At 71.7% G+C, this 13,953-nt stretch carries 14 protein-coding genes and 1 pseudogene; 7 read left to right on the top strand and 8 right to left on the bottom strand.

Annotated features, from left to right (window positions below; genetic code table 11):
- Positions 1-16 precede the first annotated feature (16 nt).
- The 5 genes and pseudogenes from ACWD04_RS01585 to ACWD04_RS01605 all read right to left on the bottom strand — a co-directional run bounded on the left by ACWD04_RS01585 (position 17) and on the right by ACWD04_RS01605 (position 5,674).
- Positions 17-982, bottom strand: coding sequence for an NAD-dependent epimerase/dehydratase family protein (locus ACWD04_RS01585; RefSeq protein ID WP_451126931.1), 966 nt, complete (start codon positions 980-982; stop codon positions 17-19).
- 134 nt (positions 983-1,116) lie between these two features.
- Positions 1,117-2,358: a hypothetical protein gene (locus ACWD04_RS01590; protein WP_451126933.1), complete on the bottom strand. Its 1,242-nt coding sequence runs from the start codon at positions 2,356-2,358 to the stop codon at positions 1,117-1,119.
- Positions 2,359-2,413: 55 nt separating this feature from the next.
- Positions 2,414-2,971 (bottom strand): annotated as a pseudogene (locus ACWD04_RS01595) (DUF3492 domain-containing protein); the annotation flags it as partial.
- A gap of 340 nt (positions 2,972-3,311) precedes the next feature.
- A complete protein-coding gene (locus ACWD04_RS01600) occupies positions 3,312-4,700 on the bottom strand; it encodes a DUF3152 domain-containing protein (RefSeq protein WP_451126934.1) in 1,389 nt (462 codons plus the stop codon).
- 8 nt (positions 4,701-4,708) lie between these two features.
- Complete coding sequence (locus ACWD04_RS01605; protein WP_451126936.1) at positions 4,709-5,674, bottom strand: alpha/beta fold hydrolase; 966 nt, start codon at positions 5,672-5,674, stop codon at positions 4,709-4,711.
- Between the two features lie 110 nt (positions 5,675-5,784).
- Here ACWD04_RS01605 and ACWD04_RS01610 point away from each other — a divergent pair, with 110 nt between their 5' ends.
- The 4 genes from ACWD04_RS01610 (at position 5,785) to ACWD04_RS01625 (ending at position 7,628) form a co-directional block, all read left to right on the top strand.
- Positions 5,785-6,000: a hypothetical protein gene (locus ACWD04_RS01610; RefSeq protein ID WP_451126938.1), complete on the top strand. Its 216-nt coding sequence runs from the start codon at positions 5,785-5,787 to the stop codon at positions 5,998-6,000.
- A gap of 168 nt (positions 6,001-6,168) precedes the next feature.
- Positions 6,169-6,810 (top strand): TetR/AcrR family transcriptional regulator, encoded by a 642-nt coding sequence (locus ACWD04_RS01615; RefSeq protein WP_073744957.1) that lies wholly within the window; start codon positions 6,169-6,171, stop codon positions 6,808-6,810.
- 119 nt (positions 6,811-6,929) lie between these two features.
- Complete coding sequence (locus ACWD04_RS01620; RefSeq protein ID WP_167526138.1) at positions 6,930-7,157, top strand: DUF3107 domain-containing protein; 228 nt, start codon at positions 6,930-6,932, stop codon at positions 7,155-7,157.
- 198 nt (positions 7,158-7,355) lie between these two features.
- Positions 7,356-7,628, top strand: coding sequence for a hypothetical protein (locus ACWD04_RS01625; protein WP_451126941.1), 273 nt, complete (start codon positions 7,356-7,358; stop codon positions 7,626-7,628).
- Positions 7,629-7,636: 8 nt separating this feature from the next.
- Here the strand turns inward: ACWD04_RS01625 and ACWD04_RS01630 are convergent, their stop codons facing one another.
- The gene (locus ACWD04_RS01630) at positions 7,637-8,383 is read right to left on the bottom strand and encodes a ferritin-like fold-containing protein (RefSeq protein ID WP_451126943.1); all 747 of its coding nucleotides are present in this window, start codon (positions 8,381-8,383) and stop codon (positions 7,637-7,639) included.
- Between the two features lie 450 nt (positions 8,384-8,833).
- Between ACWD04_RS01630 and ACWD04_RS01635 the strand changes: the two genes are divergently transcribed.
- Positions 8,834-10,864 carry a DEAD/DEAH box helicase gene (locus ACWD04_RS01635; RefSeq protein WP_451126945.1) on the top strand — a complete coding sequence of 677 codons (2,031 nt, stop codon included), beginning with the start codon at positions 8,834-8,836 and terminating at the stop codon, positions 10,862-10,864.
- A 105-nt stretch (positions 10,865-10,969) separates the two neighbouring features.
- On the top strand, positions 10,970-11,845 hold the full coding sequence (locus ACWD04_RS01640; RefSeq protein WP_451126947.1) for an alpha/beta fold hydrolase: 876 nt from the start codon (positions 10,970-10,972) through the stop codon (positions 11,843-11,845).
- Between the two features lie 12 nt (positions 11,846-11,857).
- On the opposite strand, the gene ACWD04_RS01645 is transcribed toward ACWD04_RS01640, so the two are convergent.
- Positions 11,858-12,769: an NYN domain-containing protein gene (locus ACWD04_RS01645; RefSeq protein WP_451126949.1), complete on the bottom strand. Its 912-nt coding sequence runs from the start codon at positions 12,767-12,769 to the stop codon at positions 11,858-11,860.
- Positions 12,770-12,980: 211 nt separating this feature from the next.
- Between ACWD04_RS01645 and ACWD04_RS01650 the strand changes: the two genes are divergently transcribed.
- The gene (locus tag ACWD04_RS01650) at positions 12,981-13,133 is read left to right on the top strand and encodes a hypothetical protein (RefSeq protein ID WP_014154223.1); all 153 of its coding nucleotides are present in this window, start codon (positions 12,981-12,983) and stop codon (positions 13,131-13,133) included.
- A 111-nt stretch (positions 13,134-13,244) separates the two neighbouring features.
- Here ACWD04_RS01650 and ACWD04_RS01655 read toward each other — a convergent pair whose 3' ends face one another.
- A complete protein-coding gene (locus ACWD04_RS01655) occupies positions 13,245-13,850 on the bottom strand; it encodes a MarC family protein (protein ID WP_451126952.1) in 606 nt (201 codons plus the stop codon).
- Between the last annotated feature and the right edge of the window lie 103 nt (positions 13,851-13,953).

The following is a 13,953-nucleotide window of genomic DNA, read 5'->3' on the forward strand; positions in this document are numbered from 1 at the left end:
GTGGAGCCGGTGCGGGTCAGATGCGGCATGCCGCCTCCATCCAAATGTCCGCGAGAGACTCCTCCAGATTGATACGGGGACGCCAGCCGAGCCGGTCCCGGGCTGTGCGGACATCGGCCTGCTGCCAGGCACCGCAGCCGTCGGGGTATGGGGACGGGGTTGCCGCGAGGTGCTCCAAGACCGACTCCGCTGAGGCACGGGGGGCGTGGATGGGGAGCCGGGCGGGAGGCGTGTCGAGCTCGTGGAGCGCGCCCGCGTATCCGGCGACCCTGGCGAGGACCGAGGCCGCGTCGCGCAGTCGCACAGCCCGGCCGGTGCCGATGTTGACGACGCCCTGGGCGGCGGAGAGCGAGGCGGCGTGCACGGCGCGCGCCACATCGCGCACGTCGACGAAGTCGCGCTGCACCCCGAGGCCGCTGAGCTTGAGCTCGGGGTCGCCGGTCTGCATGGCACGGCGCATGGTCTCGGCGAGCCTGCCGAGCGGGGAGCCGGCCGGTGTGCCGGGCCCCACCGGGGAGAAGACGCGCAGCACGACCGCGTCCAGACCGGAGCCGAGGACCAGCTCGGTGGCGGCGAGCTTGCTGACGCCGTACGGGCCTCCCGGCCGGGGCACCGCGTCCTCGGCGGTGGACGAGCCGGGCTGCGAGGGCCCGTACTCGGAGGCACAGCCGACCTGGACGAGCCGTGCGCTGCAGCCGCTGCGTCGCATGGCTTCGCAGACGGTCGCCACGGCGACTGTGTTGTGGCGGGTCAGGTCCCTGGCACCGCCGCGGGTGGCGCCGGCACAGTTGACCACGACCCCCGGGTGGACGGCGTCGAGGAAGCGGGTGAGCGCTCCGGGACTGCCGCCCGCGAGGTCGAAGCGCACATCGGCGTCGTCGCCCCGGCCGAGTGCCGTGAGGTGCACGGCCGGGTCGGCGAGCAGGCGGTCGGCGACGAAGCGCCCGAGGAATCCGTTCGCTCCGAGCAGCAGAACCCTCATCGCGCGCTCCCTCGGTGCCGACGGCGTGCTGCCGGTGCGGGGGATTGGGGGGTCATGTCTGGCGTCTCCTTGAGGAAAGTGTGTGCGCGGTACGGAAGACCCGCGGCGTCGGCTCCGCGGGGGTGGGGCAGGCCCTAGGCGTGGGCGGATGCCCGGGTGAGGGTGACCGAGGCGTGGACCAGCAGCCCGAACGCGGCGATGCCGCAGGCGAGGGCGGGAACACCGCTGGGGCCGGCCGCGACGACGACGGCGTCGACGGGCCGGGCGAGGTCGCCGAGGCCGGGCAGCCGGCCGGCGAGAACCAGGAAGGGGGCCGCCACTTCGACGGCGAAGGCGGCGGCGAGCCCGGTGGCGGCGGGCTCCGGGAAGCCGTGGACGGCCAGCAGGCGGGCCAGGAAGAGGAGGGAACCGAGGGCGGCCGGGCCCACGAGGCTGCCGCCCGCGCCGGGCCGGCCGAGGCCGGCCAGGAACAGCAGCGCGGTCAGCGTGCACAGGAAGAGCGCGACGACACCGAACAGCAGGGGGCGCACTCCGGCGCCGAACTCCGACAGGCCGTGGGACCTTGCCAGACGGCGGCGAACCAGTACGGCGAACAGGTGGGCGCACCAGGCTGCGGGCGCCAGGGCCAGAACCAGCCCGAGCAGAGGGGCGGGCGCGGCGGTCCAGTCGCCGTCGGGGCCGCCGCTGACGACCTGGGCGAGCAGGTCGTCGCCGTACACGACGTAGCCGAGGAGCCAGCAGACGTACAACGTGACGCCGCCGGTGCCGCCCGCGGCGCGCAGCGGACCGCCGCCCAGACAGAGCCGGAGCCCGAGGAGGGCGAGCAGTGCTCCGACGGCGGTCACCGCGAACCGGGCTTCGCCGCCGAGGGCCCCTTCAGTAAGTTCGAGCGCCCCTGCGGTCGCGAGGCAGGCGGCGCCGGGCAGCAGCGCCTGCAGTGTCCATCCCGCCCGCGCGCCCTCGTCCTTGCCGGGATCCGGCTTCGGCCGGGGTGCGCGGGGGGTGTGCCCGTCCGCGCCGGGGACGCGGGCGTAGAGCTCCTCCGCGAGCGAGAAGACGTCGCGGTGCCGGTAGCACGCAGCGGTCCGGTCGGTGAGCCCGTGCGCCTCCAGGCCCGCGGCGATCTCCAGGGGGGCGACGGCGCGCTCGCAGAGGTCCCGGTGCCGGTGCATGAGCGCCTTCACCGGGTCCGCGGGTCCGCGCCGGACCGCGGATCTGCGGGCGGGGTGGCAGGCGACCTCGGGCGCCCGGACCGCGGAACGGCCCGCCGCCGGAGCCTCGCCGGCCGACGCACAGAGGGCGTCCAGGGACGGGGTGTCGACCGGCCCGCCCATCGGGACTCCTCTGTGGCCGTCGTCGCTCGTGTCGTCACGCATCGACGTCCCCCGCTCCTTGTACGCCCGCTCGCACACCCTTCGCACCGATGGCCCAGAGGTCGTCGGGGACGGTGGCGGCGTGGACGGTCCGCCCGGTGCCCGGGGCACGGCAGGCCGACTCCACGACGCGTACGGTCGTCTCGGAGCGCAGAGCGTGGTGCAGTCCACCGCGTTCCCGGGCCAGTTCCGCGAGGCCGTGGAGGCCGTTCGTGAAGCGTCCGGCCGCCGCCTCCGCGGCCGCGCCTCCGGGGCCCGGCCCGGTTTCCGTACCTGCGCACACCGCGCCGACGAGCGACGTCACATGCGCCGTGAAGCGCCGTCGGTCCCGCCGCCCGTACGAGCGCCCCAGGCCGGTGGCGAGCCTGCCCGTCAGGCTTCTGGACGGGCCGGCGTGCCGGGCGTCCACATCGTGCGTCCGCATCGGCGCCGTCCGCACCCGCCCGACCCGGTCGGGGAGCCTGACCCAGCCCTGTTGTTCCTGGTCGGCGGAGCGGCTGAGCGCGAAGAGGTCGAACTCGTGCTGGGGAAGACCGCGCACCAGGCGGTCGCACCAGAGTCTGGACTCACCGGTCGCATACGGATAACCACCGTCCGTGAGGAGTCCGATCCGCACGAGCACACCCCCGATCTCCCTTGTGGTCAGCCGCCGTTGCCCGGCGACTCGCAGCGGGACGACCGTATGCGGACAGACAGGTGGCGCGACGGACGGTTGTCCGTCGCGCCACCGAAAGGGGTGAATCGGCGTAACTTTCCCACCCCAGTCGCGTTCTGTTGCGATATGCGGGAGCCCGGTGACACAGGGGCAGGCTGCGGCCAGATCCGACCGGATCGCGCGGCGTGCCGCGGCGCGTGCGGGGCCGAGCGCGGCAACCGCCGCCAGGAGTCCGTAGCCCGACGTCATCGCATGATGAGACATCGGTCCCACCATGCGGACATCGGTCTTTCCGGGCGGCTCAACTTCCCGGATACACCCAGGGGTTGGGGCGGCACTTGATGCCGTCCAGATCCAGGGTCTTGGTCTGCTGCTGCATCACGGGCGCCAGGGCGCCAGCGGTGCGGCAGCTCACATGGTTGTGCCCCAGCCGGTGGCCGACCTCGTGGTTGATCAGCATCTGACGGTAGGGCAGAAGCTTGTCCGGCCCGAAGGTCGCGGCGCCCTGTGCCCAGCGGTAGGCGTTGATCATCACGCGGTCGGTGGCGGCGGAGTCGCAGGACACGTTGTCCTCGGTGGTGTCCAGACCCGACTTCTCGCACCAGTCCGCCGTGGTGCCCGGACTCGCGAGGGTGATCACGAAATCAGGTTCTCCGGAGGAGATCCGCTCGAAGGTCATGGCACCGTTGTGCGCCCAACTGCGGTCGTCGTTCAACGTCCTCTGCACGGCTTCGGCGAAAAGCCCGGCATCGAGACCGAGGCCCTTCTCGACGTCGATCCTGTACCGGTACTTGGTCCCCTTGCCCGGAGCCTTCGCCAGTCCCGCCACCGCCTCGAACGCCCCGGACGCCTTCAGGTCCGGCGCCAGCGGAAAGGCGGTGGCCATCTTCTGCGCGTACGTCAGGGGCTCGGCCTCATGCCGCTGCACCTCGGGGACCGACTGGTCCACGGCGCCGGAGGGGCCTTCGGAGTCCCGCCGGTCGACGCCCGCGGTCCGCGGACCGTCCGCCGGCCTCCCGGGGCCCTGTGCCACCTGCCCGGCCACCACGAACGCGAGCACCGTGGTCACGGCGGCGGCCGCGATCCCCGTGAACGTACGGCCTATGCCGCCCTTCGGCACCCGGCCGTCCTCGGGGCCCTCGGGACCCCCGGCGTTCTCGGCGTTCTCGGCGTTCTCGGCGTTCTCGGCGTTCTCGGCGTTCTCGGGGTCGGGCCCCGCGGAGGTCCGGGCCGTGTCCTCGGGCGGATCCGTCGGTGCGGGACGCCACGGTGCGGTGTCGAACGCCTCCAGGAACTCCCTGCGCGGACCCGGTATCAGTGCGGCACTGCCGGTCTGCGGCCCAGCCGTGCGCCGCCCGGCCGCCTGCTGCCCTGCCTGTTGCGCCGCCTGCTGCCGCGCCGTGGCGGCCTGCCTGGCCAGGAAGACGTCCTGGCCGCCCGGCGCCGCCGGATCGCGCCGGGGGTCGTACTGCGGCTGCGGCTCGGTTCCCCAGCCACCGCCCGGCTCCCGCTGTTCGGGGTGTCCGCCGCGCACCTGCTGAGCGTCCCGGAACGGGCCGTGGCCCTCCTGCGGCGGGGGCGTGGCGGGGTCCCGCCCACGCCGGCCGGTGCCGCGCTCGGCACCGGCGGAGGTTCCGGCGGTTTCGCGCCGGGTGGCCTCGGGGCCGCCTTTCCGGCTGTGTCGTCCCACGCCCCGTATCAGCTCCCGCCACGTTCGTCGATCAGTTCCCGGAAGGCCTGGGCGACCGCCTCCGGGTACTCCATCATCGCCACATGCCCGGCGTCGGGCAGTGTCAGCAGACGCGAGTCGCGGAAGGCCGCGGACGCCCTGCCTGCCATCCGGTGCGAGACCAACTGGTCCCGTCCGCCGTACACCAGCAGGGTCGGTGCGAGCACCCGCTCGGCCTGGCGCCACAGCCCGTGTTGTCCTCCCAGCGTGTAGGCATCGACGATGCCCCGTGCCGAGCGCGTCATGGCATCCCAGAAGTACGGCAGTTCCAGCCGGCGCTCCATCTCGGCCACCGCGTGGCGGAAGGCTTCGTCGGAGATCCGTGCCGGATCGCCGTAACAGAGTGCCATGGCGCCACGGGTGCGCTGCTCCGCGGTCCAGTCCCGGGTGAGCCGGACGAACAGGGATGCGACGCCCGGGAGTGCGAGCAGGGCGGTCGGCACGGCGGGCCGCTGGACCCGGATCTCGGGCAGTGCCGGGGAGATCAGCGTCAGCGTGCGCACCAGGTCGGGCCGGACGGCCGCGACGCGGGTGGCGACAGCGCCCCCCAAAGAGTTACCGAAAAGGTGAACGGGCCCACGCCCGCCCGCGTCCAGCAGCCGTATCACCGCCCGGGCGTGTCCGGTGACGGAGTAGTTGCCGTCGTCCGGCGGCGGGGAGTCCCCGAAGCCGGGCAGATCGACCGCCTCGCTGTCGAGCGAGTCCGCGAGCAGCGGCATCAGGGCCGACCAGTTCTGGGAGGACCCGCCCAGGCCGTGCACGAAGAGGGCCGGGGCAGATGCCGTCGCCTGCGCCGGGCGGGAGCGGACGGTCAGCGAGAGCCCGGGCAGGGCGACGGAGCGCAACTCCTCCCCCTCCGCGACCCGGACGGCACTGACCGTGGGTGCCACCGCGGCAGCGGCGGCGTTGATACCGGGCAGCTCGGTCGAAGACATGCGCCAATGTTACGAGACGATCACACGATGGTTCGTGTGTTCGCGGTCACAGGCCGCATAGCGCGTCCGGAGGGTTGCTCCTAGGCTTCAAGGGAGGAAAGGGGGCCACCATGACGGTCGACCCGAGCGACCCGGAGACCTTCGAGGATCCACAGCCGGACGAAGCGGACCCCGAGGCCCCCGAAGCCGACACCGCCGAGCAGCAGGCCGCCGTCCGGCCGGAGCGCGACGAACCGCTCACCGCCATCGACCGCGACACCGCGAACGAGGCGGATGCGGCGGAGCAGGCTCGTGTCGTCACCCAGGATGAGGATGATTACCGGTAGAACACACCGCTTTGCGGCATGAGTCGTCGTATCTGTGGCTACCGCAGTAGTCCGGTCCGTGAAATTCTGCGTCCGCGCCGCGCACACCCGGGTTACCCAAAAGTACGATGGCACCACGGCGCAGCGTGCACGTACGACTGTGTTCGACCACGAAATTTGGGAGGCGGCGTGACAGCCATCGAGCAGACAGAGGCGGCGCGCCCGCGGGGCACCCGGCTTCCCCGCCGTGCCCGACGCAACCAGCTGCTGGGCGCCGCACAGGAGGTCTTCGTCGCCCAGGGTTACCACGCCGCGGCGATGGACGACATCGCCGAGCGGGCCGGCGTCAGCAAGCCGGTGCTCTACCAGCACTTCCCCGGCAAGCTGGAGCTCTACCTCGCCCTGCTCGACCAGCACTGCGAGTCACTGCTGCAGGCGGTCCGTACGGCGCTCGCCTCGACCACGGACAACAAGCTGCGCGTCGAGGCGACGATGGACGCCTATTTCGCGTACGTGGAGGACGAGGGCGGCGCCTTCCGTCTGGTCTTCGAGTCCGACCTGACCAACGAGCCGGCGGTCCGCGAGCGGGTGGACCGGGTCTCGCTGCAGTGCGCGGAGGCCATCTCCGACGTCATCGCGGGTGACACGGGCCTGTCCAAGGACGAATCGATGCTGCTCGCCGTCGGCCTCGGCGGCGTCTCCCAGGTCGTGGCGCGCTACTGGCTGTCCAGCCCCTCCGGCATTCCGCGTGACACGGCCGTGCAGCTGCTCACGTCGCTCGCCTGGCGGGGCATCGCGGGATTCCCGCTGCACGGCGTCGATCAGCACTAGGGCCTCTGTTCGCTGCGGGCGTTGCCGGTCGACCCGTGGTCCGTCCCGTCACCGGGCTAATGTGTGCTGCGTACGGCGCGGTTCACCGCGCAGAGACGGACCGTCGGAGGGACATAGCCGTGGAGGTCAAGATCGGGGTGCAGCACACGCCCCGCGAGATCGTTCTGGAGAGCGGACTTTCCGCCGAAGAGGTCGAGAGCGCGGTCGGCGAGGCGCTCAACGGCAAGGCGCAGCTGCTCAGCCTCACGGACGACAAGGGCCGCAAGGTCCTGGTGCCGGCCGACAGGATCGCGTACGTGGAGATCGGCGAGCCCAGCACCCGGCGGGTGGGATTCGGGGCGCTGTAGCCCGCGCGACGCGGCAGCAGAGGTGGAGGCCCGGCGGAATCATCCGCCGGGCCTCCACCTTTTCTTCTCCGGATCCGCTCCGGGTTCTTCCCTCCGTGGGGTTCACAGGGGCCCGAGGAGGGTTGTATTCAGCGGGCCCCGGGTAAGACCGCCTACGACCGACCGAACGTCGCGCAGATCAAGCGAGGTGACCCCTCTGTGCTCTGGGAACCCATCAGCTCCGTCGTGCTCGGAATCGCCCTGTCCTGGGTCGCGCTCCGCTCCCTGCCCGGCCGGCTCCCGGCCTCCCGCGTGGTGTTCGTCACGGGTGGGCTGGGTGCCCTGTTCGGTGCGTATCTGACGCATTCGACCCTGGGCTCCGGCCACGTCCTGGCGACGCCCGCCGGCGCCGTGCTGGTCGCGGCGGTGACCCTGTCCCTGCTGATCCGCCCGCGCGGAAGCAGGCCGGTGCGGTCGGCGGCGGCCCAGTAGGGCCCCGGTCAGGCGGCCAGACCGAGCGCGGCCATGCGCTTGGTGTGCGCCTCGGTGATCCGGGAGAACATCCGGCCGACCTCGGCCAGATCGAAGCCGTCCGCCACTCCGCCCACGAGCATCGTGGACAGGGCGTCACGGTCCGCGACCACCCGCTGCGCCTGCGAGAGGGCCTCTCCCATCAGCCTGCGCGCCCACAGAGCGAGCCTGCCCCCGACCCGGGGCTCCGCCTCGATGGCGGCGCGGACCTTCTCGACCGCGAAGTTCCCGTGCCCCGTGTCGTCGAGCACGGAGAGAACGAGGGAGCGGGTGTCCTTGTCCAGGCGGGCGGCGATCTCCCGGTAGAAGTCACTGGCGATCGAGTCGCCGACGTACGCCTTGACCAGGCCTTCCAGCCAGTCCGACGGGGCCGTCTGGCGGTGGAAATCGTCCAACGCCTTCGCGAACGGCTCCATGGCCTCGGTCGGCGACTCCTCGACGGCCGTGAGCCGGTCGGTCAGCTGCTCGAAATGATGGAATTCGGCGGACGCCATCTTTGCCAGTGCCGCCTTGTCACCGAGTGTCGGCGCGAGTTTGGCATCCTCGGCGAGCCGCTCGAAGGCCGCGAGTTCTCCGTAGGCGAGCGCGCCGAGCAGATCCACGACCGCGGCGCGGTACTGCGGATCGGCGGAGGCGGTGGCCCAGTCCTGGGCGGCGATCCCGGTCGGGGCGAGCGCTTCGTCGGATGCTTCAGTGGCGTTGTCAGGCGTCTCCATGGAGCGCAGAATAGCCCGCTCCGCCGAGGGCGGAAGGGCCTGGTCAGCAGGTGACATCACACCGTTCCGATGAATTCGCCCAACACACATGCGCTGATCCGGGGTACAGTGGTATTGCGCTTACTGAGCATTTTGTTGTGCCAGGAGCGCGACCTTGAATGAGGATGCCCGGTCGGTGGCCCGATCGGCTCCGACCCGACAGCCCTCCACGCGGGGCGTACTCCATGTACGACCGCAGATGAGGGGCCCCCTCAGCGGCACGAGCGCTCGAGCGACGGCAGTGGTCCCGCGCCACCCGGCCCATCCACGGCCGGATGACCAACCCCGGCACGGTACGACCCCCAGCGTTCGCCTCGGGCCGCGTCTCACAGAAGAGGCAGCACCCTGACTACGTTCCGCGACCTCGGAATCCTTACCGAGACGGCCGAAGCCCTCGAGGCGGTCGGCATCATGTCCCCCTTCCCCATCCAGGAGATGACGCTCCCCGTAGCGCTCTCCGGCTCCGACGTCATCGGCCAGGCCAAGACCGGCACCGGCAAGACGCTCGGCTTCGGTCTTCCGCTCCTGGAGCGCGTGACCGTCCCCGCCGACGTCGAGGCGGGCCGGGCCGCTCCCGAGAAGCTGACGGACGCGCCGCAGGCCCTGATCGTCGTCCCCACCCGCGAACTGTGCCAGCAGGTCACCAACGACCTGCTGACCGCCGGCAAGGTCCGAAACGTCCGCGTTCTCGCGATCTACGGTGGCCGGGCGTACGAGCCCCAGGTCGAAGCCCTCAAGAAGGGCGTCGACGTGGTCGTCGGCACCCCGGGACGGCTGCTCGACCTGGCGGGCCAGCGCAAGCTCGACCTTTCACACATCCGCGTCCTCGTCCTGGACGAGGCCGACGAGATGCTCGACCTGGGCTTTCTGCCCGATGTCGAGCGCATCATCACCATGCTGCCGCCGAAGCGCCAGACGATGCTGTTCTCGGCCACCATGCCCGGTGCCGTCATCAGCCTCGCGCGCCGCTACATGTCGCAGCCCACACACATCAACGCCACGTCGCCCGACGACGAGGGCACGACCGTCAAGAACACGGCGCAGTACGTCTACCGCGCCCACTCGATGGACAAGCCCGAGATGGTCTCCCGCATCCTGCAGGCCGATGGCCGCGGGCTGGCGATGATCTTCTGCCGTACGAAGCGGACCGCCGCCGACATCGCCGAGCAGCTGGAGAAGCGCGGCTTCGCGTCCGGCGCGGTCCACGGCGACCTCGGCCAGGGAGCTCGCGAGCAGGCGCTGCGCGCGTTCCGCAACGGCAAGGTGGACGTCCTCGTCTGCACCGACGTCGCCGCGCGTGGCATCGACGTCGAGGGTGTGACCCATGTCATCAACTACCAGTCGCCCGAGGACGAGAAGACGTACCTCCACCGCATCGGCCGTACCGGCCGCGCGGGCGCCAAGGGCATCGCGATCACCCTGGTCGACTGGGACGACATTCCGCGCTGGCAGCTGATCAACAAGGCCCTGGACCTGAAGTTCCCGGACCCGCCGGAGACGTACTCCACGTCCCCGCACCTGTACGAGGAGCTCAGCATCCCGGCCGGCACCAAGGGTGTCCTGCCGCGCACCGAGCGGACCCGTGCCGGTCTGCGTGCGGAGGAGCTCGAGGACCTCGGCGAGACAGGCGGCCGCGGCCGCAAGTCCGCCCCCTCCGCCTCCGCGCCGGCTACCAGCGAGGAGCGCCCGCCGCGCACGCCGCGTCAGCGTCGTCGCACGCGGGGCGGCAGCACCCCAGACGAGGGCGCCGTCACCGTGCCGGCACCCGCCGCAGAGACGACCGGTGACGAAACTCCGGAGCCGCGCACCCCTCGCCGCCGGCGCCGTACTCGCGCCGCCGTTTCCGAGGCCGTTGCGGCGGAGGCCGCAGTGGCCGTGGCTGAGGCGCCGGCCGTCGAGACGCCGGTGGTCGTGGCTCCGGTCGTCGAGCCCGCCCCCGTCCCCGAGGCCGAGCCGGCCGCGGAGGCGAAGCCGCGCCGTCGCCGTGCGCGTGCCACGGCCACGAAGCCCGCTGTCACGGTGGCCGTCGCGCCGGCCCCCGCCGCCGAGCCCGTGGTCGACTTCCAGACCGTGGCCGTCGCCGCACCGGTGGCGGAGCCCGTGGCCACCAAGCCGCGCCGCCGCACCCGGGTCGTGAAGCCGGCCGACGAGGTCGACTTCCAGATCGCTCCGGCCTCCGAGCCCGTGAGCGACACCAGGCCCCGCCGCCGTACCCGTGCCGCCGCCAAGCCGAAGACCGAGGCGGCGGCCACCACGGCCACGGCCGAGGACGCCGCGGAGACCAAGCCGCGCCGCCGTCGGCCGCGCGCCGCGGCCGCGGAGAAGGCGGAGACCGCCACGGTGACCGAGGCCGTGACGGACGGCGAGGCAGCACCCGCGAAGCCACGCAGGCGCCGTTCCCGCGCGGCGGCCGCCGCCGCCGCCGAGACGACCGAAGGCTGATCCCCGGACGCAGCCACCTTCGTACGGCCCCGGTTCCCGCACTGCGGGGCCGGGGCCGTACGACTGCCCGGGCGCGGTCGGGCCGGCGGCGATACCCTCGGCCCCATGAGCCGGCCGCCCACCTTCGTCCCGCCCCCCTGTGCCCGCGCCCGCGTGCTGTGTACCGAGCGCGGGGACTTCGCAGTGCTGGACGCCGCTCCGCCTGCCGGCGCGCACTCCACCGCCCTCCTGCTGCCCGGGTACACCGGCAGCAAGGAGGACTTCGTCGCGCTGCTGCAACCCCTCGCCGACGCCGGATTCCGCGTGCTGTCCGTCGACGGCCGAGGGCAGTACGAGACAGAGCCGACGGACCGTCAAGACCCGTACTCCCAGGCTGAGTTGGCCCGCGACGTGCTGGCGCAGGCCGCCGCCGTGGACGGCATCGCAGCCTCCGGCGGCATCCATCTGCTAGGGCACTCGCTGGGCGGCCAGATCGCCCGCGCGGCGGTGCTCCTGGATGCCGAGCCCTTTTGTTCGCTGACGCTGATGTCGTCCGGCCCCGCGGAGATCGACCCGGCCCAGCAGAAGAAGGCGCGCCTGCTCAGCGACGCGCTCACCCGCTGGAGCATGGCCGAGGTCTGGCAGATGATGCGCGCGATGGACCCGCCCGAGGACGCGGACACGGGCGACGGCGAGGACCTGCGCCACCGCTGGATGCTGCACGACCCGGCGCAGCTGATCGCCACCGGCGCGCAGCTGTCGTCCGAGCCGGACCGGGTGGCCGAGCTCGCCGCACTGTCCCTGCCCGTGCATGTCGTCTCGGGCGAGCGCGACGACGTCTGGCCGGTGCCGCTGCTCGACCGGATGGCCCGGCGGCTGGGCGCCCGCCGCACCGTGATCGAGGGCGCCGAGCACTCCCCCAACACGGCCCGGCCGGCGGAGACCGCGACAGCCCTCGTCGCGTTCTGGAACGATGTCCGGCCCTCAGCCCCTGGGCGATGACCCCCGCCTCGGTCAGTACTGCGCCTGCAGGTGCTGCCAGAAGCCGTCGCGCAGCGCGCGGCGCAGATGGGCGTGGCCGCGCAGCGAGTGCTGAAGGAGCCGTTCGGCCTCGACGAGCAGGTCCTGGTCGACCGAGCCCGGCAGGTAAGGGTGTCCGGGCAACAGGTCGGCGAGGGCCTCCCGGCCGCGCGAGGAGAGCCAGCCGGCGGCGATCTGCGCCCCGACGAAGCGGACGTCCTCGCGCGCGGGTGCCGGACTGTCGTCCTCGTACATCGTGACGGAGCGCCGGGTCACGTAGGGGCGGCAGAAGTCGAGGTCGAAGGTGCGCTGACTGTCGACCTCCCAGAGCAGCGGCTCGGCCTGGTTGCGGCCTTCGCCCGCCTCGATGCCCCAGAGGTGGACCCGGGCGCCGTAGCCCTGGGCGGCCTCGACGGCCGAGACCAGGTCCTCGTCGCCGCCTACGAGGGCCGCGTCGCTGATGGCGCGGTGCCGGGCGAGCGACTCCAGGTCCGTGCGGATGAGTGAGTCGACGCCCTTCTGCTGGTTGTTGGCGTTCAGATTGCCGAGCCTGACCTTGACGTCGGGGAGTTCGGCGATCGACTGCTGCTCGACGGTGTGGATCCGGCGTCTGGCACCGTCGTACCAGTACACGCGCAGCAGCCTGCTGTCGGCGAAGATCGTGCGGGCCTTGTCGATGAAGGCCTCGATCAGCCCCTCCGCGTCCAGGTCGAAGGACCGGCGGTCCTCGGTACCGGTGACGAGCAGTCCGGCCGCCGCGTAGACATACCCCGCGTCCACGAAGATCGCATGGGTCGAGGGAGTCTTCGACACCTCGGCGAGTACGCGCAGGAGCAGTTCGTTGGTGCGGTCCAGCTGCTCGCGGATTCCCGGCCCTGCGTCCGTCCGCGTGTCCGCTTGATTCATACGGACCTCATTGTCCGCGCATGACTGATTACCGAAGGGTACTTAGACATCCGAAAAATTTCCTTAGCGTAGGGAATGTTTGCCGTAGGCAAGCCGTTGTACCCCTCGAGGAGCACGAGACGGCAGACGCCTCGCGCTCCCCATCCTTGCGGACGGCCAGCCCGTCCGACCAGTAGTTCTCCAGCAGGAGGATCAGACGAAGGGAAGCCGTATGCGCTTCGAGATCATGCGACTCGACGATGTCGACGGTACCGCCGTGGACAGCACCGTCGTGGACGCCGCCTCCGTCAACCGGATCGTGCAGCAGGCCGCAGCCATGGGCCAGCGCATCTACATCCGGCCGGCCGACACCTCGGCTTCATGACACCTTGCACTGCTTCGCGTCGCTGAACACGAGCGCATGACGAGCTGAAGACGAAGCACCCCCGCACGGAAGCTCCGTGCGGGGGTGCTGTGGTGTCCGGGCGAGTAACCCTCAGGAGTTCTGGATGACCTGGGTGACGCCGTTGATGATCTGCTGTACGGCGATGGCCGAGAGCATCATTCCGGCGAGCCGGGTCACCAGGACCACTCCGCCGTCCTTGATCACACGGATGATCAGCAGCGAGTACCGCATGGCCAGCCAGAGCACGAGGTGCATCGCGACGATCGCCGACCAGACGGAGATCTGCCCGCCGGCGCCGTCGGTGTCCTGCACCGCGAGGATCACCGAGACGATCGCGCCGGGCCCGGCCAGCAGCGGCATGCCCAGCGGCACGAGGGCGACGTTGACGTCCTTGGTCTGGGTCGGCTCGTCCGTCTTGCCGGTGAGCAGGTCCAGTGCGATGAGCAGCAGGAGAAGCCCGCCCGCGATCATCAGCGCGGGTACGGAGACGTGCAGATAGTCGAGGATCTGCTGACCGAGCAGGCCGAAGACGGCGATCACGCCGAAGGCTACGGCGACGGCCTGGAAGGCCATCCTGCGCTGCACCTTGGCCGGGCGGCCCGCGGTGAGGGCCAGGAAGATCGGGGTGATTCCGGGCGGATCCATAATCACGAAGAGGGTGAGAAAGAGGGATCCGAAGACAGCGATGTCGAACACGGTGAGCCTTGCGAGAGAAGAGCGGGCCGAACAGGAGGATGTGCGCGCCGGCACGCCATGAGGCCGCCCGGGCGCACGGGGACGCGACGGAGGAGGAAAAGAG

The sequence above is a fragment of the Streptomyces sp. NPDC002911 genome, assembly GCF_053591835.1.